The 19,209-nt window shown below is 63.6% G+C and carries 18 protein-coding genes and 1 pseudogene; 7 read left to right on the top strand and 12 right to left on the bottom strand.

The features are described from left to right. Positions 1–9: 9 nt before the first annotated feature. The 3 genes from BMW76_RS32425 to BMW76_RS32415 all read right to left on the bottom strand — a co-directional run bounded on the left by BMW76_RS32425 (position 10) and on the right by BMW76_RS32415 (position 3,919). Positions 10–1,080 (bottom strand): serine hydrolase domain-containing protein, encoded by a 1,071-nt coding sequence (locus tag BMW76_RS32425; RefSeq protein ID WP_090872687.1) that lies wholly within the window; start codon positions 1,078–1,080, stop codon positions 10–12. A gap of 84 nt (positions 1,081–1,164) precedes the next feature. Beyond that, complete coding sequence (locus tag BMW76_RS32420; RefSeq protein ID WP_090872685.1) at positions 1,165–2,487, bottom strand: MFS transporter; 1,323 nt, start codon at positions 2,485–2,487, stop codon at positions 1,165–1,167. Positions 2,488–2,497: 10 nt separating this feature from the next. After that, on the bottom strand, positions 2,498–3,919 hold the full coding sequence (locus BMW76_RS32415; RefSeq protein WP_090872683.1) for a M20 family metallopeptidase: 1,422 nt from the start codon (positions 3,917–3,919) through the stop codon (positions 2,498–2,500). A 132-nt stretch (positions 3,920–4,051) separates the two neighbouring features. Between BMW76_RS32415 and BMW76_RS32410 the strand changes: the two genes are divergently transcribed. From BMW76_RS32410 to BMW76_RS32385, 6 genes are all read left to right on the top strand, one after another. Continuing rightward, a complete protein-coding gene (locus tag BMW76_RS32410) occupies positions 4,052–4,957 on the top strand; it encodes a LysR family transcriptional regulator (protein ID WP_090872769.1) in 906 nt (301 codons plus the stop codon). A gap of 355 nt (positions 4,958–5,312) precedes the next feature. Then, positions 5,313–6,059: a glutamine ABC transporter substrate-binding protein GlnH gene (gene glnH, locus BMW76_RS32405; protein ID WP_090872681.1), complete on the top strand. Its 747-nt coding sequence runs from the start codon at positions 5,313–5,315 to the stop codon at positions 6,057–6,059. A 24-nt stretch (positions 6,060–6,083) separates the two neighbouring features. Continuing rightward, complete coding sequence (gene glnP / locus BMW76_RS32400) at positions 6,084–6,740, top strand: glutamine ABC transporter permease GlnP (protein WP_090872679.1); 657 nt, start codon at positions 6,084–6,086, stop codon at positions 6,738–6,740. Further along, positions 6,737–7,477: a glutamine ABC transporter ATP-binding protein GlnQ gene (gene glnQ, locus BMW76_RS32395; protein ID WP_090872678.1), complete on the top strand. Its 741-nt coding sequence runs from the start codon at positions 6,737–6,739 to the stop codon at positions 7,475–7,477. The genes glnP and glnQ overlap by 4 nt, the downstream gene beginning before the upstream one ends. Positions 7,478–7,487: 10 nt before the next feature. Beyond that, positions 7,488–8,552, top strand: a complete 1,065-nt coding sequence (locus tag BMW76_RS32390) for a C45 family autoproteolytic acyltransferase/hydolase (RefSeq protein WP_090872676.1) — start codon at positions 7,488–7,490, stop codon at positions 8,550–8,552. Continuing rightward, positions 8,509–9,507 carry a MurR/RpiR family transcriptional regulator gene (locus tag BMW76_RS32385; RefSeq protein WP_090872673.1) on the top strand — a complete coding sequence of 333 codons (999 nt, stop codon included), beginning with the start codon at positions 8,509–8,511 and terminating at the stop codon, positions 9,505–9,507. The genes BMW76_RS32390 and BMW76_RS32385 overlap by 44 nt, the downstream gene beginning before the upstream one ends. Positions 9,508–9,821: 314 nt before the next feature. Here BMW76_RS32385 and BMW76_RS32380 read toward each other — a convergent pair whose 3' ends face one another. The 7 genes from BMW76_RS32380 to BMW76_RS32355 form a co-directional block, all read right to left on the bottom strand. Then, on the bottom strand, positions 9,822–11,390 hold the full coding sequence (locus BMW76_RS32380) for an AMP-binding protein (protein ID WP_090872671.1): 1,569 nt from the start codon (positions 11,388–11,390) through the stop codon (positions 9,822–9,824). Positions 11,391–11,541: 151 nt separating this feature from the next. Continuing rightward, positions 11,542–12,687: an acyl-CoA dehydrogenase family protein gene (locus BMW76_RS32375; RefSeq protein WP_090872669.1), complete on the bottom strand. Its 1,146-nt coding sequence runs from the start codon at positions 12,685–12,687 to the stop codon at positions 11,542–11,544. Positions 12,688–12,872: 185 nt separating this feature from the next. Beyond that, complete coding sequence (locus BMW76_RS32370) at positions 12,873–13,901, bottom strand: NAD(P)H-dependent flavin oxidoreductase (RefSeq protein ID WP_218162571.1); 1,029 nt, start codon at positions 13,899–13,901, stop codon at positions 12,873–12,875. 100 nt (positions 13,902–14,001) lie between these two features. Further along, positions 14,002–14,628, bottom strand: coding sequence for a 2-phospho-L-lactate guanylyltransferase (gene cofC, locus BMW76_RS32365; RefSeq protein WP_090872667.1), 627 nt, complete (start codon positions 14,626–14,628; stop codon positions 14,002–14,004). Continuing rightward, positions 14,625–14,756 (bottom strand): hypothetical protein, encoded by a 132-nt coding sequence (locus BMW76_RS42525; RefSeq protein ID WP_281248573.1) that lies wholly within the window; start codon positions 14,754–14,756, stop codon positions 14,625–14,627. The genes cofC and BMW76_RS42525 overlap by 4 nt, the downstream gene beginning before the upstream one ends. Beyond that, positions 14,753–15,445 carry an NADPH-dependent F420 reductase gene (npdG, locus tag BMW76_RS32360; RefSeq protein WP_090872666.1) on the bottom strand — a complete coding sequence of 231 codons (693 nt, stop codon included), beginning with the start codon at positions 15,443–15,445 and terminating at the stop codon, positions 14,753–14,755. The genes BMW76_RS42525 and npdG overlap by 4 nt, the downstream gene beginning before the upstream one ends. Before the next feature lie 163 nt (positions 15,446–15,608). Beyond that, positions 15,609–16,676: an LLM class F420-dependent oxidoreductase gene (locus BMW76_RS32355; RefSeq protein ID WP_090872665.1), complete on the bottom strand. Its 1,068-nt coding sequence runs from the start codon at positions 16,674–16,676 to the stop codon at positions 15,609–15,611. Between the two features lie 694 nt (positions 16,677–17,370). On the opposite strand from BMW76_RS32355, the gene BMW76_RS42520 reads away from it, so the two are divergent. Then, the gene (locus tag BMW76_RS42520; protein ID WP_143062379.1) at positions 17,371–17,904 is read left to right on the top strand and encodes an acyltransferase; all 534 of its coding nucleotides are present in this window, start codon (positions 17,371–17,373) and stop codon (positions 17,902–17,904) included. 119 nt (positions 17,905–18,023) lie between these two features. On the opposite strand, the gene BMW76_RS32345 is transcribed toward BMW76_RS42520, so the two are convergent. Together BMW76_RS32345 and BMW76_RS32340 are read right to left on the bottom strand one after the other, a co-directional pair. After that, positions 18,024–18,680 (bottom strand): ProQ/FinO family protein, encoded by a 657-nt coding sequence (locus tag BMW76_RS32345; protein WP_090872661.1) that lies wholly within the window; start codon positions 18,678–18,680, stop codon positions 18,024–18,026. Positions 18,681–18,993: 313 nt separating this feature from the next. Further along, a pseudogene (locus tag BMW76_RS32340) lies at positions 18,994–19,209 on the bottom strand (porin); the annotation flags it as partial.

Below are 19,209 nucleotides of genomic sequence, written 5' to 3'. Positions count from 1 at the left end.
CAGCGCGTGTTATCGCGAGCACACCGCATCGACGGCTTGAAGCATCTTGCCGAAGAATGCATCCGCGAACTGAGAATCGAGCCAGCGCACAATTAGCGCGATCCGTCGTTCCGGCTCGATCCACATGAACGAACTCCCAGCGCCGACGCCGAAATAGCTCGACTCCGGCACGCTCGGGAACACGCGCCGTCCTGTGTTGAGCCACACCAGTGCGCCATAGAAGGGCGCGAGCGCGCAAGGCGTGCGCATCCGCGCAATCCATTCGCTCGACAGCACGCGGCGCCCATTCGCGAGGCCATCGTCGAGCAGCATCTGCGCGATCTTGAGCTGATCGCTCGCGCTGACCGACATTCCGCCGCCCCAGTGCGAGCCGCCTGGCACCGACTGCACGCGAGCGCCACCGATCTCGACCCACGCATCGTCATAACCCACCCACTGCCAGTTCTCGCTCGCGCCCACGGGCCGCATGATCGACTCGCGAAACACCTCGGGCAAAGGCCGTCCGAACAGATGCAGCAGCGCCAGCGACAACTGGTTGATGCGCACGTCGTTGTATTCCCAGTACGTGCCGGGACGCTGCAACTGGCGCAAGTCGCCTTTCCTGCCGTCGGGCGGATCGCCGAACGTAACCGCGCGAAAGTGATCGGCCTGATCGGACAGTCCGAAACACGTGCCTTGCCATTCGCTTGTCTGCTGCAGCAGGTGCGTCCACGTGATGGGCGCGTTGTGCGCGTCGTCGAAACCGATGCCCGGCACGCGCATGTGCACGGGCTCGTCGGGGTCGGGCAACAGGCCGCGATCGTGCGCGATGCCGGCGAGCAGCGCCAGATACGTCTTCGCGATGCTGAACGTGAGATCCGCGCGATCCGGCTCGCCCCATGTCGCGAGCAGCCGGCCGTCGACGGCCATCGCGCCCGACACCGGCCCGCGATCATGAATCGGCCCGAGCAGCCGGTTCCAGGGCGGCGGATCGTTCACGTGCACGCCGAACTTGCCATTGGCGTTGCGGTCCCAGGCGGATTCGTGATCGACGGAAAACTGGATGGCGTCCCGGAGTTTCGGTGGCAAATCGCGCTGCATGCGTGCCTGCTTCCTTGCGTGTTCGTGAATGTTCGCGATGTCGAGTCAATCGTGCCGAACGATCGTGCCCGCACGTCGATTCGTTCAATGCGCGTTGAGCCGTGCCCGCGCCCAGACGAGCGTCAGCAGGCTCACGATCGCAGCGAGCATCAGATACAGTCCGGGCGCGAGATTGTTGCCCGTCAGTGCGATCAGCGATGCGACCGCGAGCGGCGTGAAGCCGCCGAACACCGTCGTGCCGATGTTGTAGCCGATCGCCATGCCCGTCGTGCGCGTGCGCGTCGGGAAGAGCTCGGCCATCAGCGCGGGAATCGGCGCGAAGTAGGTGGCCTTGAGCAGCGCGACCCAGGTGACGGCGGCGAGCAGCGCCGGCAGCGACGGATGCGCGTTGATGAACATGAACGCCGGATACACCGTCAGGAAGAACAGCACGCCCGCGCCGAGCATGATGCGTGTGCGGCCCACCTTGTCCGACCAGTGGCCGACGCACGGCGTCAGCACCGTCACGATGAGCCCGGCGATCAGCGTCGCGATGAAGCCCGACGAAGGCGCGAGGCCGAGTTGCCGCGACGCGTAGGTGGGCATGTAGAGGATCATGTAGTTGGCCGTCGTCGTCAGCACCAGTGCGCCGATCGACACCAGCACGCGCGACTTCTGTGTTGCAAGCAACTCGCGAACGGGCGATTCGGCTTTTTCCATGCGCTCGAACTCGGGCGACTCGTCGATCCGGCGGCGGATATACAGGCCGACGGGCCCGATCAGCATGCCGAACAGAAACGGAACACGCCAGCCCCAGCCTTCGAGTTGCGGCTGCGTGAGCATGCCCGTCAGCACCGCGCCGAACGCCGATGCGAGCAGCGTGCTCGCGCCCTGGCTGGAGAACTGCCAGCTCGACATGAAGCCGCTGCGCTGAGGCGCATGTTCGATCAGGAACGCCGTCGAGCTGCCGAACTCGCCGCCCGCCGAGAAGCCTTGCAGCAACCGCGACAGGAAAATGCCGATGGGCGCGAGAATGCCGATCGCCGCGTAAGTGGGCATCAGCGCGACCATGCCCGTGCCGAGCGTCATCATCGCGATGGACAGCGTCAGCGACGCCTTGCGTCCCTTGCGGTCGCTGTACGACCCGAGCACGAGCGCGCCGACGGGCCGCGCGAGATACGACAGCGCGAACGTGCCGAGCGTGAGCAGCAGCGACATCGTCGCGTTGTGCACGGGGAAGAACAGCTTCGACAGCGTGGTCGCGAAGTAGCCGTACGCGATCAGGTCGTAGAACTCGAGCGCGTTGCCGATCGACGTGGCGATGATCAGACGCGAGACGCTCGCGCGCGACGGCGCGCTTGCGGCTGCATTCGAGGTGGCCTGCGCGCCCGGGGAAGCGTGATGCGCGGATACGGAGTCAATGCTCATTGCGACGTCCTCATGCAAGGGTTGTCGAAACATGCGGTGCGGGATTGGATGCATCGGTGCCCGTCGTGCCGAGGTCCCAGAACAGACCGGCCATGATGCGCAGCCCGTCGCGCACGACGGGGCCGAGCAGATGCTCGTTCGGCGCGTGCTGCGAGCAGCCGGGATACGAATGCGGGACCCATAGCGTCGGCATGCCGAGCACGTCGGCGAAGACGTCGTTGGGCAGCGTGCCGCCCAGGTTCGGCAGCAGCACGGGTTCTTCGCCCGTCGTCTGACGCAGCGAGCGCAGCGCCCACTGGACCCACGCGTTGCCGGGATCGACGCGCGTCGCGGGCGCGCCGCGCTCCACGTCGAGCTCGACCATGCCGAAACCGTGCTCATCCAGATGCCGCCGCACGATCGATTCGAGGTTGCGCCAGTCCGTGCCGACGACGAAGCGGATCTGCATGTACGCGATCGCGTGCGGCGGAATCGCGTTGACGGGCTTGTCGGGATTGCCCGTGCGGAACGCGAGCACTTCGAGATTGTTCCAGCCGAACACGCGCTCGGTCGGCGTGAGGCCGGGCTCGCCGTAGTCGGCATCGACGGCCGGCTCGCCCGGATTGCCGCCCACGCCGATGTCGGCGAGCGCGCGGCGCACCGCATCGGGAATCGGCGGCGGGCGCAGTCCTTCGACGAGGATCTTGCCGTTCGCATCGACCATCGACGCAATCGCGTTCGCGAGCACGACGCCCGGATTGCGCAGCAGACCGCCCCAGTTGCCCGAGTGATGACCGCCGTCGCGCAGCTTCAGTTCGAGCCTGAAATTGACGAGGCCGCGCGAGCCGAGGAAAACGGTAGGGCGGTGCGCGGAAAGACGCGGACCGTCGGAGGCGATCAGCACGTCGGCGGCGAGTTCGTCGCGCAACTGCGTGCACAGTTCGTGCAGGCCCGGCGAGCCGACTTCCTCTCCCGTCTCGAACAGCAGCTTCAGGTTGAAGCCGAGCTTGCCGCCGCGCGCATCGAGCACGGACTTCAGCGCGGCGAGGTTGATGCTGTGCTGGCCTTTGTTGTCGGCGGTGCCGCGGCCATACCAGCGCTCGCCGTCGATGGTCACGTCCCACGGCGTCAGGCCGTCGCGCCATTGCGCGTCGTAGCCGCGCACGACATCGCCGTGGCCGTAGCTGAGCACGGTCGGCAGCGCATCGTCTTCGTGGCGATGCGCGATCAGGAAGGGGCCCGCGCCTTCGGCAGGGTTGTCGACGACACGGCAGGCGAAGCCCCATTGGGTCAGAAGCGGTGTCAGTTCGCCGTCGAGATAGCCGCGCAGGCGCTCGCCGCTGTCGGCCTCCTGGCTCTCCGTGCGATACGCGACGCGGCGCCGGAGGTCGTCGAGGAACCGGCCGGAATCGTACTGGCCGGCCGCGTTTTGAATGGCGATGTCACGGGTCAACAGCGTGTCTCCTCTGCAGGCGCGGGTTGATGAAAAGCAGTTGAGCCGATCGTGCAGTCGCCGATATTTCTGCACAATTACAATATTTGCCACGAATCGTTGCCGAAACGGCAAAGCAAACGACCCATCGACATGGACAGCACGGCACTGCGTTACTTTCTGGAGGTGGCCCGCAGCGGGTCGCTGAGCAAGGCATCGGAGCGGCTGTATGTGGCCGTGTCGGCGTTGAGCCGGCAGATCGGCAAGCTCGAAGAGGAACTGGGCACGCCGCTTTTCGAGCGGCGTCCGCGCGGCATGGTGCTGAGCGACGCGGGGCGGCTGCTCGCCGAGCATGCGCGGCGCAGCCTGCTCGAAAGCGAGCGCGTGATCGACGAGATTCGCGGGCTGAGCGAGGGCGGCCGCGCGACGATACGCGTCGCCAGTTCCGAAGGTGTCGCGCCGCATTTTTTGCCACAGGTGTTCGCGCATTTTCTGAAGACGCATCCGTCGACGCATTTTCAGCTGGACGTGTCGGCGCCGTCCGTCGCGACGCAGCGCGTGAGGGAAGGCACGGCCGATATTGCCGTGTGCTTCAGCATCGCGCCGGAGAAGGAGATCAACGTGCACTATTCGCAGCGCGCGCCGATCTTCGCGCTCGTGCGGCGCGGCCATCCGCTCGCGGCGCGCGAATCGGTGTCGCTGCGCGATCTCACGCCGTGGCCGCTCGCGATGGACAACCAGGGCGTGACGATCCGGCAGTTGTTCGATATCTCGTGCAGCCTCGAAGGGCTGATCTTCGAGCCGGTGTTCGTGAGCAGCTATCACGCGGCGTTGCAGAGCTTCGTGCGTCTGACCGACGCCGTGACGCTGACGGGCTATCTGACCGTCAGAAGCCGTCTCGAAGCGGATGGACTCGCGGCTGTGCCGATCACGAACCCGGAGCTGCATCAGCGAACGCTGCAGGTTCAGACGATGGCGGGACGCACGCTGCCGCAGGCGATGCAGGCGTTTGTCGATCTGCTGACGCGAGCGATCGAGGAGCCGGCGATCGTCGATTGATGGCAGGCGTTATACGCCGCGCCCCGGTTAGCAATCCAGCAGACTCCCAACACGCGTCCCGCCCCTCGACGTAACGCTTACGTTCGTTTGCCTTCAACCGAAGTTCAGCGCTTCAGCGCAACTCGCGCCAGCATCGGCAGCAATCGCGCATCGCGGCGTCCCGACCCGGACACACAACGCCGTCGCCGCTCCCCACGCCAGGGTATACCCAATTCGCAAGCGAATTTGCGCACGCCCCTATTGCGCAAATAAATTTGCGAGAAGATACTCAGCGCAAATCGGGTTGCTGTCGTTTGCGGTTTACCGTCGTTCCCGGTTTGCTCTCGTTCCATCAACCAACGCAGAAGGTGTCGTCATGAAACTCGTTGCAAAGCTCGCCGCGGCCGCACTCGTCGCCGTTTCCGTCCTGGGTCATGCGGCGCGGGCCGAGACCCTGCTGGTCGCCTGCGATACGGCGTTCGTGCCGTTCGAATTCAAGCAGGGCGACAAGTACGTCGGCTTCGATATCGATCTGTGGGCGGCCATCGCGAAAGACCTGAAGATCGACTACAAGCTGCAGCCGATGGACTTCAGCGGCATCCTGCCCGCGCTGCAAACGCATAACGTCGATGTCGCCCTCGCAGGCATCACGATCAAGGACGAGCGCAAGAAAGTCATCGATTTTTCGGACGGCTACTACGACAGCGGCTTCACGCTGATGGTGCCCGTCGCGAGCGCGATCAAGGGCCCGGACGACCTGAAGGGCAAGTCGCTTGCGATCAAGACGGGCACGTCGTCGGCGGATTACGCGAAAGCACACTTCGCGGGCACGGACCTGCGCCAGTTCCCGAACATCGACAACGCGTATCTGGAACTGCAGACAGGGCGCGTCGACGCGGCCATGCACGACACGCCGAACGTTCTCTACTACATCAACACGGCAGGCAAGGGACACGTGAAGGCGGTCGGTCCGCAGATGATGGCGCAGCAATACGGCATCGCGTTTCCGAAGGGCAGTGCGCTCGTGCCGAAGGTCAATGCGGCGCTCGCGAAGATCAAGGCCGACGGCCGCTACGCGGCGATCTACAAGAAGTGGTTCGGCGTCGAGCCGGCGAAGTCCTGATAAGCGGTCCTCGGGAGAGAAGTCATGCAGTTCGATCTGTCCGTCGTCGTCGATGCGTTGCCTGCGCTTTTGCAGGGCGCGCGGCTCACGGTGATGATTACCGTCGTGGGCCTCGCGGGCGGCATGCTCGTCGGCTTTCTGTTCGGCCTGATGCGCGCTTACGGCAGCGCGCTCGTGCAGAAGATTGCGTTCGCGTATGTGGAATTCGTGCGCGGCACGCCCATCGTCGTGCAGGTGATGTTCATCTACTTCGCGCTGCCCGTGATGCTGAACGTGCGCGTCGATGCGATGACGGCAGCCGTCGTGTCGATCGTCGTCAACTCGGGTGCGTATATCGCCGAAATCGTGCGCGGCGCCTTTCTGTCCGTGCCGCGCGGGCTGAAGGAAGCGGGCCTCGCGCTCGGCATGCCGATGTGGCGCGTGCTGGCGTTCGTCGTCGGGCCCGTTGCCGTGCGGCGCATGACGCCGTCGCTCGGCAACCAGTTCATCGTGAGCCTGAAGGATACGTCGCTCTTCATCGTGATCGGCGTCGGCGAGCTGACCCGCCAGGGGCAGGAGATCATGGCCGCGAACTTTCGCGCGGTCGAAATCTGGACGGCCGTGGCCGTCATCTATCTGTGCATGATCGGTGTGCTGACGTTCGGTCTGCGCACGATGGAAAAGAGGATGCGGATTCTATGAACGCGCTCGCCAACATGGTGGAATTCAAGCAGGTGACGAAGCGCTTCGGACAGACGACGGTGCTCGACGGTGTCGATCTGGACATCAGTGCGGGCGAGGTCGTGGTGCTGATCGGTCCGTCGGGTTCGGGCAAGTCGACGCTCCTGCGCTGTATCAACGCGCTGGAGCATATCGATGGCGGCGACCTGATCGTCGATGGCATCAGCGTGCGAGGCGGGGCGAAAAAAGTCCGCGAGATCCGCAGGGAAGCAGGCATGGTGTTCCAGCAGTTCAATCTGTTTCCGCAAATGACGGCGCTCGAGAACGTTGCGTTCGGTCCGCGCCAGGTGCGCGGCGTGGGCAAGGACGAAGCGCAGACGCTTGCGCGGGAACTGCTCGCGAAGGTGGGCCTCGCGGAACGCGTCGATCATTACGCGAGCGAGCTGTCGGGCGGACAGCAGCAACGCGTAGCGATTGCGCGCGCGCTCGCCGTGAAGCCAAAGCTGATGCTGTTCGACGAGCCCACTTCGGCGCTCGATCCCGAACTGCGCCAGGAAGTGCTGCGCGTGATGCAGTCGCTCGCGGAAGAGGGGATGACGATGGTCGTGGTCACACACGAGATGGCGTTCGCGCGCAAGGTCGGCACGCGGCTCATCTTCATGGAGCACGGCCATATCACCGTCGACGGACCGCCCGCCGAACTGCTGGACAATCCGCCGAATCAGCGCTTGCGTGATTTCCTTCAACATGTCGAATAATTTCGCACACATGCCAGCACTTGGTTTCATCGAAATCTCCGGTTCGCCTTATGAGGCGGGCCAGGCGTTAGGGCGCTTCGGCGCCGACGCCGTGCATCGTCATCTGGTTCATACGCCCGCATGGCGCAACGTGATGCAATGGCGCGGCACGCCAATGGCCGCTGCAATGGCCGCGCACGCGCAGCAGCGGTTTCCACGTATCTGGTCCGAGTTGCAGGGTCTCGCCGATGGTCTCGGCGTACCCTTCAACGACCTCTTTTTGTGGAACTGCCGCGGTGACGTCTGGGCGGCATCGCCCGACGGATGTACGACGGTGCAGTTGCCGCTTGCAGCGGAAAAGCGCATCAGCCACAACGAAGACGGTGATCCCGGTTTCGCCGGACATTGCGCGCTTGCGGGGTGCCGTATCGACGGCAGTCCAGGGTTTGCGGCGTTCGTGTATCCGGGCTCGCTGCCGGGGCATACGTTCGCCGTGACGGACGCGGGTCTTGCCGTCACCGTCAACAACCTGCGGCAGCGCCGGGTCGAGGCGGGCGTGCCTCGCATGGTGCTCACGCGCGCGGTGCTGGATGCGCCGAGTCTCGATGCGGCGCTTTCCGTGGTGCGCGACAACCCGCGCGCGGGCGGCTTCCATCTGACGCTCGGGGCTTGCGCAAGTCCTGGGCTGCTGAGCGTCGAGTACAGCGCGCATGGCGTTTCGGTGCGAGAGATCGCGCAGCCGTCACTGCATGCGAATCACGCGATCCATCCGTCGATGCGTGGCTTCCCGCAGGTCGTGACGGATTCGTCGCGCGACCGGCAGGCACGCGGCGACGCGCTGTTGAACGAAGCGCGCAACGAGGGGCGCACGCCTGATCCGCTTGCGATTCTCGCCGACACGCACGACGCGTCGCTGCCGATCTATCGCGCCGATCCCGCCGACCCGGACGACGAGAACACACTCGCCACCGCCGATATCGTGATCAGGGCATCTCACATAGAATGGGACGTTTATGAACAGCTTGGCGGGCCGCCACGGTATCGACTGATCGATGGACACAGACAAACGCAAAACGCGCCGCACGCCTGCGAATAACGACGAGGCGAGGGTGCCGGAGATGACGGGAACCGCGCCGCGCAGCGTGGACGGGCTGCGCGAGTTGGTAGTGCGGATCGGGCGCGACGAGGCGGGCCTGTCGCTCGGCGGCAAGGCGCACACGGTGTTGGCGCGACTGCTCGAACGGCCGGAGGAAGTGGCCGTGCGCACCATCACCGATCTGGCGACGGCGCTGGACGTGAATGCATCGACGCTCACTCGGCTCAGCACGAAGCTCGGCTATACCGGGTTCGCCGATTTTCAGAGCGTGTTTCGCGATTCGCTCGCGCAGCGCCATCGGCATTTTTATACGCATCAGGCAGAGCGGCTCGTCACGGGGAAAAAGGCGCGCGCGCAGACGCCCGTCAATGGCGGTACGTCGCCGGAGGTCGAGGTCGTCGCGCGACTCGCGCGCGAATCGATCGGTAACGTCGAGACGTTTCTTGCGCGGCTGTCGTCCGACGATCTGCGCGGCACGGCGGCTTTGCTCGCGGGCGTGCCGCGGGTTCGGGTGCATGGCTTGCGGCAGTTCAGCGCGCTCGCCAGCTTTCTTTGCTACGGGCTCGGGATGATCCGCACGGATGTCGCGTTGCTCGACGCGCAAGGATTGGGCGTGGCCGAAGGACTCGCGCAACTGCAGCCGGGCGACGTGGTGGTGGTATCGAGCGTCGCGCCTTATACGCGCAGCGTCGCCGAGGCCGCCGTGGCTGCAGCCGAGGCCGGCATGACGGTGATCGCGATTACCGATACGCTTGCGTCTCCATTGGTGCCGCCCGCGCGCCACGCGTTTCTGATTCCCCATGACAGCAGCTTTTTCAGCAACAGCATGGGCGCGTATCTGATCTTCTGCGAAGGCTTGCTGAATCTGGTCGCGACGCATTTGGGGAAACGGTCGTTGCAGGCGTTGTCGCGGCGCGAGCGATTGATTACGGCGTTGGGGATTGAGACGGGGTGATTTTTTGAGCAGGCCGGTTGAGGGGGATGTCAGTTTTCGATGGTCCGGAAAGCGGACATTTGAACTTGGCCAGAAGCGGACATTATCATCTGGCCGCTACAAACCAGTCAGGTGATAATTTATGTTATGTCAAATAGCATATGCCATCCACCAACCTGCACCCGGACATACCAACGCAACCATCTCAACGGCCTCGACCGTTCCTTCGAACAGCCGAAGCCATCACCAAAGATTCAGAGCGAGCATCGGATACAACTCAGGCAAACATCCACGCACATCCGACCGCCCTCTAAATCCTGCGAGCCCAACGAGTCCTACGACACCATTCGTGCACGGTCCTTCCAGTACCGCTCCCGAACCTGTCGACGCAGCACCTTTCCGACCACGCTCACCGGAAGCGATTGAACGAACTCGACCGATTTCGGCGCCTTGAAGCGGCCAAGACGGCTCTTGACATGCTCGATCAGCTCGTCCGGACTCACCCGGGCGTCGGCCCGCAATACGACCTCCGCATGCACGGCTTCTCCCCATTCCTCGTGCGGCACGCCGACCACGGCGGACATCTGCACGGCCGGATGCGAATTCAGCGCAGCCTCGACTTCGATCGCATAGACGTTGAACCCGCCCGTGATGATCACGTCCTTCTTGCGATCGACGATATACAGGAAGCCCTGCTCGTCGATATAACCCATGTCGCCGGATTTCCAGTAACCGTCTTCGAACTCGGCCGCAGTGCCCTCCGGATTGTGCAGGTAGCCCGACACCGTGGCGCGCGAGCGCAGCCAGAACTCTCCGGTTTGGCCTTGCGCCACGTCGGCGCCGTCATTGCCCACGACCCTGAGGTCCACGCCCGGCGCGACACGCCCGGCCGAGGCGAGTTGAGCATCGCTTGCCGCAAGATGATCGGCCTTGGTCAGGCACGTCACGGCCTGGAGACATTCCGTCGAACCGTACTGCTGCACGAAGATATTGCCGAAGCGCTGCTGTGCCTGTCTGAGTTTGGCGGGACTCATCGGCGCGCCACCGTAGGTCAGCGTGCGTAGCGACGAAAGATCGTGGTGCGCGGCTTCCGGCAACTCCAGCAGTCGATAAATGAGCGTTGGAAGCAGCAGGCTGAACGTGATCCGCTCATGTTCGACGTTGCTGCACCACAACTTGAGATCCGGCGTGTTCTGTGTGACCGAGCAGCCGCCGCGGAACAACGTCGGCAGCAAACCGAGACCGGAGCCGTGACTGATAGGCGCCATGTGCAGATAGCGCGTGTCAGGCTCGTAGTGCTGCTCGAATTCCGCGTAAAACGAATCGCGCGAGGCGAGCCAGTTGTCCATCGTGTACTGAGCACATTTGCTGTTCCCCGTCGTGCCGCCCGTGAAACGGTACACCATGACATCGTCGAACGCGTCGCTGACAACGCCCGGATTCGCATCCGATACGCCTTCGAGAAGATTCCAGAAGTAGTACAGACCGTCGCGCCCGACGTCCACGGGGTCCATGCACACCACGGTCACGCCTGACTTACGCAACGTGTCGTAGTAACGCTCGATTAGCGCGTTCTCCATGAACACGACTTTCGGACGAATGAAATCGAACTGCCGGCAATGTTCATCCACGGAATCGCGAAAGTTGGTCCACGCTGCTGTCGCCTCACCCTTGAGCGTGGTCCATGCGTGCATCAGCGACAGATTGTCGTTTTCCAGCAGGCACATGAATACATCGCCGCGACGCAACATCAGACGCTCGCGCATCATGTTGACGATCTGGTTGGTGAGGCGATGCAGTTCCCGATACGTGTAGCGCCGCTGCCGTTCGATATTGACCAGTGCCTCGCGGTCGGCGAACCGGACAGCGAGCTTCTCCATGAGGTTCGCAAAATTGAGTTTCACGCGTTGTCTCCTTTTGTCTATGCATCCGGTTTCTGGAAGATTCAACAGCCATATCGATCCAGTTCGTACGCTTGAATACGCCGCCCGGTCATCGATGCTAGACCTTTTGTCCGAGGACGATCGGCTCACCCGATGAGCCGACCGAACAGGCCTAGACCAGGTTGCGAGCGATGATGAGCTTCTGGATGTGACTCGTTCCTTCGTAAATCTTGGTCACGCGCGCATCGCGGTAATAGCGCTCAACGGGGAAATCGGCGAGATAGCCGTAGCCGCCGTGAATCTGCAACGCATCCGAGCACACCTTCTCGGCAATCTCGCTGGCGTAGAGCTTCGCCATTGACGCTTCGGACACGCACGGGATGCCTGCCGTATGCAGTCTCGCTGCATGAAGGACAAACTGATGCGCCACTGCGACCTGGGTCGCCATGTCAGCCAGATCGAACCCTACGCCCTGCAGATTGATGATGGGCGCGCCATAAGCTTCGCGTTCCCTGGCGTATTGCACCGCGGCTTCCAGTGCTGCGCGCGCCACGCCAACCGCCACCGCAGCGATCCCGATACGCCCTTCGGAGAACCCGCCCATTAGCCGCTTGTATGCAGTGCCCTCTTCTCCAAGAAGATTTTCGGCGGGAACGCGGCAATTATCCAGTTGGATCTGCGCGACGTGAGCCGAGCGCTGCCCCAGTTTGTTTTCGACGCGCGCAACGACATAGCCCGGGTTGGTGGGATCGACGATGAACATGCTCCCACCGCCCTTCCCCGCGTTCTTGTCGGTAATGGCAAACGCAAATGCAAAGCCGGCTTCGCTGCCGTTCGAGATGAACTGCTTCGTGCCGTTCAGCACGTAGTGGTCGCCTTCGCGTCGGGCCGACGTGCGGAACGCCGCCGTATCGGAACCCGCCTGCGGCTCGGTCAGAAGCCCCGCGCCGATGGTCTTGCCCGACACCAGATCGGGAAGATAGCGCTCTTTCTGCGCGGCGTTGCCCTCGGCGGCGAGCATGCCGCCCATCGTGTTGTGGACGTGCAGGATCGTCGCGAATCCTGCGTCGGCTGCTGCGAACGCTTCGATAGCGAGGCAGTACTCGACGAAGCTCGCCCCCGACCCGCCGTACTCGGGAGGGACCAGCATTCCGAGGAATCCAAGCTCCGCTATCTGTTTCAATTCGGCATGCGGCCACGCGCATGTCCTGTCGCGCTCGGCCGCGGTCGGCGCCACGACCTCCGCCGCGACCTTTCTCGCCGTATCGCGAATCATCAGCTCCTGTTCGCTGAGAAACGCCGCTGAATTGTCTTTCATAGTCTTTCCACCCGTTGGTTTCGTTTCAATATGGGATTACGAATGCCGCCGCTTCCAGCTAGGTTTGCGCGCTGTTGCGTCACTGCCGCCTTTGCGTGTTTCGTCGACGATCAAAAGAATGCCGATCATCTTCTTGTTTTCTATTCCTTATTAAACGGGGTGCACCGATATAGAAAACGACGCGATCAAGCCGACACCATCCGGTTCTGTATCTCTTCTGCTTCGTCGAGCGTGCGTTGAATGATCGCCGAGGCGGACAGCACCTCGTCGATCAGTCCCTGAACCTGTCCGATCGGCAAAATTCCACGCTCCATGTCGCCTTTCCTGATGGACAGCAGCGTGGATTTCGTCAATGCGCCGATCTGCACTTGCTGCACCAGGTTTGCCGGCCGGGCGAACGCCATTCTGAGAATCTGAGGCAAGGACATGCCGAGCTGGGCGGCGCTCGCCAGCGCACTCGGCACGGCCTCGATGAAACTGATCGCGCGACGCGCACGCTTGCGCGCGGCTCGCGTGTCCATCACACGGCATGGAATCCCGTCGAAATTCGGGCTGTACAGCGTGTCGGTCACGCTCCTGCTGATCGCCGTATCCTTTGCGTGCGCGTGCAGCGGGCTTTCGAGCGACAGCGCGAAGCGCGTACCCATCGCGATGGCGTCCGCGCCGAGCGCCAGCGCCGCGACCAGCCCTCGCCCGTCAGCGAAGCCTCCCGCCGCGATGATGGGCAGCGCCACGGCATCGCGCACGGCGGGCACGAGTGTCAGTGACGTCGCCGCGCCGCCATGGCCGGCCGCTTCGTGACCCGTGACGATCAGCGCGTCGGCACCGGCCGCTTGAGCGGCACGCGCATGCTTTTCGGTCGTCACCGTGCTGACGATCTTGCCGCCATAAGCGTGAACGGCATCCGTGATTTCCTTGCTTCGCCCAAGCGACAGATTCACAACGGGCACGCGCTCTTCCAGCGCGACGCGCACGTTTCCCGCCGCAAACGCCGTCAGCATCGTGATGTTGATGCCGAACGGCCGCGAGGTGATCGCCCGCACGCGTCGAATGGACTCGCGCGTCGATTCGGGGGTCAACGGGGCCGTCGCAAGAATGCCCATCCCTCCCGCTTCGGAGACCGCAGCGACGAGTTCCGGTACGGCGATGTGACTCATGCCCGAACAAATGACCGGATGATCGATACCGAACAGTCGTGTAATACGGGTTTCCAAAGTTGAGCTCCTTATTGGTTTGCATCGGGGAGTGTTCATGTCCAGATGGCGCATCGGACGCAGGTACGCCGCGCTAGCGCTTGCGGTTCGCGTACGCCCCCTACGCTGCCCGCGCGTGCGGCCACAGCCAGGGCACGACGAAACGCAGCGCCTGAAGATCGGCCGGGGTGTCGAGATCGACGGCAAGCCCCGGCCGCTGAACTTCGACGACCGGCAAGCCTCTTTGCGCCGCTGCGTTGCGATGTCGTTCTGCGCTGTCTTTGCCGAAGCTGAACGCGAACGGAACGTCGAGCGGCAGGCATAACGCGTTAGTGCCGCACCTTGTGTGGTCACGTGCGAGCGCGACACCGGTGCCCATAGGCGCGGCTGTCGCCAGCGCGATCAGATCGTCGGAGCACAGCAACGGCAGATCGCACGACACCGTCATCAGGCGTGATCCGCGATTCGTACCGAGATGGGCGCGTGCTTCGTCGAGGGCAGCGTTCATCCCTGTGGCATTACGCTCGATGAGCCACTTGACGCCCGCCATCTGCGCCACAGCCGCCACTTCGGCGCAGCGCGTCACCACGAGCGTGCGTCCGCGTCCGGGAAACCACGTGGCTTCGGCTAGTACATGCTCGAGCAGCGCCGTGTTGAGACGAACACGTTCGCGTTCGCTCAATACGGCGGCGAGGCGTTGCTTGCCATCGCGTATCGATCGAACGGGCACGACGAGCCAGGGTTTCATGCGTTCGCTCTCAGGCCGGACCGATCGAGTGCGTCGAGCACGAGTGCCGCGAAGTCGTCGACTGCCGATACAGGCGGGACGACCGCCATTGCCGTCGAGACGATCTGTTCCCGTTGCCGCGGCTTCATTGCTCGTGCGCGTGAGGATCGGCTTGGAAACCGGTGATACGAATGCCCGCACCCGGAATCTTGTAGCGCGAATTGATGGCGATGAGCACCGACGTCAACGCCTCGGCTGCCGCCGCGTTGCAGATGGGGCCCGCATGATACGCACGCAGGCCGATCGCGCGGGCGAGACCGATCACGGTGTCACGTGCGTCGATGTCGTCGCCGCACACGAGCACGTCGCATTCGACTTCATGCGCAAGATCGCGCAGATGATGCGCCGAGACGTTCTGGAATGCCGCGACAACACGCGCGTCTGCGCCGAGGTGCGCCTGCATCTGCGCGACGGCCGAACCGCCCTCGGGAAGTTGCACGCGTGCGACCTTGGGCGGAACGAGCGGCACGGTTGCGTCGATCAGAATCTTGCCGCCAAGACTGCTGCGCACTTCATCGGCTGTGGCGCGCGCAGCCGCATACGGCACCGTCAGCACGACGATGTCGGCTGCCTGCGCGGCGGTCGGATTGTCCTGCCATGTCAATGCCGCGCGGCCGAGTACATCGTTGAGTTCGGCACAAACGCGCGCAGCCTTCTCTGCGTTGCGCGAGCCGATGATGACCCTGTAGCCGGCCTGCGCCCAGCGCAATGCGAGTCCGCTGCCTTCATTGCCTGTTCCGCCAAGCACGGCGATCGTCGGTTTTTCCTGTTGCACCATGTTGCCCTTCGCGTGTCTGTTCGATTCACGCGACCTGAATGGCCGCGTCGTGTTGGCTATGCGCCGTTAAGCGCCGCCACATTCCGGTGCGCAGCTCAAGTCCGGACACGTCACGTTCCGGCGACGCGTCGTCAGTCCCGCCCGTGCCCGCGCAAAACGCTCGTCAATCGAGGCTCAACGTCACGCAGCCGGAGCGCTTCGCGATATCGACGAACGCTTGCAACTGCGACATCCGCTCCGCGAAACTGCTCGTCTCGAACATCGGAATGACGGTATGGGCGCCGGCGGCCTGATAGGCGTGCAGCCGCTCGGCAATTCGCTCCGCGGGGCCGCAAAGCGTCACCATGTCGACGAGTTCGTCGGGCAGAAGCGCTGCTGCCTCGGCCTTGCGGCCGGACAGATAAAGCTCCTGGACCTGTTCGGCGATGTCGCCGTAGCCATACGAACTCACGAGCGTCTTGTAGAAGTTGTTTTCCTTCGAGCCCATGCCACCGACGTACAACGCAAGCCTCGGCCGCATCGTGTTGCGTGCCCGGGCAAGGTCGTCGTCGATATGAACGATCACGTTGACCATGACGTCGATCGCAGAGGGATCGCGGCCGGCCGCGCGCGCGCCCGCCTCCAGCGGAGCTCGCAGCGTCGCCGCGTGCTCGGGTGCAAACCAGAATGGCAGCCAGCCGTCGGCGATCTCGCCGCACAATTCGATGTTCTTCGGACCGAGCGCGGCGAGCAGGATGGGCACCGCGGGACGCACCGGGTGCATGATCAGCCTGAGCGGCTTGCCTTCCGTCCCTGGCAGCGGCAGACGTATCGTCTCGCCGTGATACTCGAGCGGCTTGTCGCGGCGCAGGATCATGCGGATCACTTCGACGTATTCGCGGGTGCGCAGCAGCGGCTTTGCGAACGGCACGCCATGCCAGCCTTCCGAGACTTGCGTGCCACTCGGACCAAGGCCCATCAGCAGACGTCCGTTAGAGAGCCAGTCGAGCGTCGCGGCCGTCTGTGCCGTCATGGCTGCCGTTCGGCCAGGAATTGCGAAGATGCCCGCTCCGATCTGAATGCGCTTCGTGCAGGCCGCAAGCGCAGCGAGGACGGTTGCTGCGTCGTTGCCATAGGGCTCGCCAACCCACAGCGAACGGTAGCCGAGCCGCTCCGCTTCCTGCGCGAACTCGATTTCCTGGGCGGGTGTGAAGAGGGTGGCGATATACCCCATGTTGATGCCGATATACATGCTGCTTGTCTCCTGTTCGACTCGACCGGGTTCGGGGATTGCTGACGTTATCTGGCAGTTCGTGGCGCAATGCTATGCCAATACGTTTTGTGCGCACCCTGTCCTTTGAGGGGGTAGAGGCGCAAGCGGTCCAGCGCTCGCCGCCGCTTTCAGGACGTTGCTGGACTGTCCGGCAGAGCGTCACAGGACAGCGATAAGCGACCGGTTCGGGGCCACAGAAGGCATGCGCGCAATTTCACCCGAACGTGGAAAGGGCAACGGCACATGGCATGTCGAAGCCATGTGTTCCCTGTCGAGAATGGCGTTGCGTCATGCATGTCGAATGCTGGATCACCTGCGCGACGGCAGAGCGTCATGCAGCACGGGTCAGAACGAAAGGGGGAAGCATTCCGGTGCGCACTGCGCGACTACGTCGGCGTTGCGGCGCACATGCCTGAGTTCGCGCCAAAACCCCCTCTGAATAGGCCACTTGAGGGACGAAGCGGGTTGGCGGGTGCAAGCGATCGGTAAGATCACACTTTTAGTCCAACCAGGCGGTTCGATGGCGATGGCCCGTCGAGCGAGCCGGGATTATCGACATGTCCTGCAAAGAATGGCTGAAGTCAGAACAACCCGACCGCGCGTGTGCCCCACGGAGCATGGCGACGTTCGACCGCGCGAGGACGGCACAGCGCGCGGTAATCAAGGCGGAACGATGAAGTTACTGACGGCACTGAAACGACACATCTTCATGAGCCTCGGCAACATGCTGCCGACGTACGGCCCATTCAATCGCATGCGTGCTTCGATGTACCGCACGGCGGGCATGGTGATCGGCAAGGACGTGACGATCATCGGACCGTTGAGCGTCGAGATGAGCCTCAACCAGGAAACGATCGGCGGCATTTCGATCGGAGACCGCGCGTATCTGAACGCCGATACGCGCCTCGCCTGTCGCAACAGCCGGATCTCGATCGGCGTCGATGTGCAGATCGGACCGCGCGTGTCGTTCGAGACGGCGACGCATGGTCTCGTGTTCGAACCGGAGCTTGGGCGCGGACTGGATCAGCAGGAGATCCGCATCGAAAACAAGGTGTGGATCGGTGCGGGCGCCACCATCCTGCCCGGCGTGACGATTCACGAGGCGGCGGTGGTTGCCGCAGGGGCCGTCGTGACGAAGGACGTGCCGGCGTATACGCTTGTCGGCGGCGTGCCGGCACGAAAAATCAAGGATATCGAGCGCACGTGAAGCGTGCGGCGCGCGCTGCATCACGGAGAAATGGGCGGCGAGGATGTGTCGCCCGATTCGTCACCGCTCAGGTCACTTATTTCCCCGCCCTTTCGCTGCCCCACTCGGCGAGCCGACTATCAGCCACGCGTCTGATCCGCTTCAGAAGACGCGTTGCCTTCATCGGCGGCCGCGCTTTCCGGCTCCGGCTTGCCGCCGTCCTCGGCAGTCTTCGCGACAGCATTCGCTTCGCCCTGCGGCTTGGCCGGTTTCGTCCGTCCACCCGAGCGACGACGCGCAAACGCCGAATCCGATGCCGTGACTTTGCCGGTTTCGGTGCCCGTCAGATCGACGCGCGGCGCGCCTTCCGTCAGGCTCGCCCAATAGCGGCTGCCGCGGCACCAGGTGCTCACGGCGTCGCGGATTTCCTGTTCGGTCAGCTTCAGTTCTCCCGCTTGCGCCAGCAGATCTTCGAGAATGCCGATCTTCAGCGCCACCTTCGGCGCAGGGTTCTTCGGAAACGCCAGCGGAAAGCGCTTCTGCAATTTGCCGATGGTATGCACGACGGGATCGACGGGATTTTGCCGCGCGGCCGGCCGCGCCTGCGCCGACTTGCCCGCCGGCTTCGCGGCAGGCTTTGCCGCCGGCCTGGCGTCCCGGGGTTTTGCGTCCTTCGCTTTGGCATCCCTGGCGCCCGCCTGGGCCGCCTGCTCTTTCGCCGCCTGCTTTTGCTTGCGCTGCGCGTTTGCCTGTTTGGCGAGTTCGTCCCTCAGCTTCGCCAGTTGTTCAAAGCCCATGTGTTCACCTGTATTGCAATGACGCAGGATTGTAGCAGCCGACGAGCATCTTCATCGCGGCCGGCCACCCACTGCCGTGCGCCTATCATGCACTCTCTTGATGGCCCTTTCTTGATGCTCCTCGCGATATGCGTGCATTCGCCATGGAGCGGACGACGACGCGGCAGTAGCCCGCCGCAAGCAAACAGCGGTCCTGATACGCGTGACTCACAAAGAAGTTGTCACCGCATGCGATTCTGCGCGAGATTCACGCATAAAAAACAAAGCGCCGCAAGCGCGGCGCCCTGGTCTGCTTCCGATACGACAAGCGGCATCAGAACCGGTGCACCATACCCACGCCCACGCCCACCATGCTGCGCGATGACGAAGGCGTCGAGTTGAAGCCGTCGCCGAGCGTCGCCGTCGCGTTGATGATGTTGCCCGCGCCGTTGTTGCCGAGCGTCTGGCCGTTCGCGCGCTGATACGCCTGCAACGCGTACAGGCCCGTGCGCTTGGACAGCGAGTAGTACTCGGACAGGTTGAACTGCTG

The sequence above is a fragment of the Paraburkholderia diazotrophica genome (assembly GCF_900108945.1).
In the GTDB taxonomy this organism is placed as follows: Bacteria; Pseudomonadota; Gammaproteobacteria; order Burkholderiales; family Burkholderiaceae; genus Paraburkholderia; species Paraburkholderia diazotrophica.
This window is presented reverse-complemented; position numbering and strand designations above follow the sequence as displayed.

Coding starts and splice junctions, on each gene's coding strand:
- BMW76_RS32425 (WP_090872687.1), bottom strand. CDS start 1,080: ATGCAGCGCGATTTGCCACCGAAACTCCGGGACGCCATCCAGTTTTCC.
- BMW76_RS32420 (WP_090872685.1), bottom strand. CDS start 2,487: ATGAGCATTGACTCCGTATCCGCGCATCACGCTTCCCCGGGCGCGCAG.
- BMW76_RS32410 (WP_090872769.1), top strand. CDS start 4,052: ATGGACAGCACGGCACTGCGTTACTTTCTGGAGGTGGCCCGCAGCGGG.
- glnH (WP_090872681.1), top strand. CDS start 5,313: ATGAAACTCGTTGCAAAGCTCGCCGCGGCCGCACTCGTCGCCGTTTCC.
- glnP (WP_090872679.1), top strand. CDS start 6,084: ATGCAGTTCGATCTGTCCGTCGTCGTCGATGCGTTGCCTGCGCTTTTG.
- glnQ (WP_090872678.1), top strand. CDS start 6,737: ATGAACGCGCTCGCCAACATGGTGGAATTCAAGCAGGTGACGAAGCGC.
- BMW76_RS32390 (WP_090872676.1), top strand. CDS start 7,488: ATGCCAGCACTTGGTTTCATCGAAATCTCCGGTTCGCCTTATGAGGCG.
- BMW76_RS32385 (WP_090872673.1), top strand. CDS start 8,509: ATGGACACAGACAAACGCAAAACGCGCCGCACGCCTGCGAATAACGAC.
- BMW76_RS32375 (WP_090872669.1), bottom strand. CDS start 12,687: ATGAAAGACAATTCAGCGGCGTTTCTCAGCGAACAGGAGCTGATGATT.
- cofC (WP_090872667.1), bottom strand. CDS start 14,628: ATGAAACCCTGGCTCGTCGTGCCCGTTCGATCGATACGCGATGGCAAG.
- BMW76_RS42525 (WP_281248573.1), bottom strand. CDS start 14,756: ATGAAGCCGCGGCAACGGGAACAGATCGTCTCGACGGCAATGGCGGTC.
- npdG (WP_090872666.1), bottom strand. CDS start 15,445: ATGGTGCAACAGGAAAAACCGACGATCGCCGTGCTTGGCGGAACAGGC.
- BMW76_RS32355 (WP_090872665.1), bottom strand. CDS start 16,676: ATGTATATCGGCATCAACATGGGGTATATCGCCACCCTCTTCACACCC.
- BMW76_RS42520 (WP_143062379.1), top strand. CDS start 17,371: ATGAAGTTACTGACGGCACTGAAACGACACATCTTCATGAGCCTCGGC.
- BMW76_RS32345 (WP_090872661.1), bottom strand. CDS start 18,680: ATGGGCTTTGAACAACTGGCGAAGCTGAGGGACGAACTCGCCAAACAG.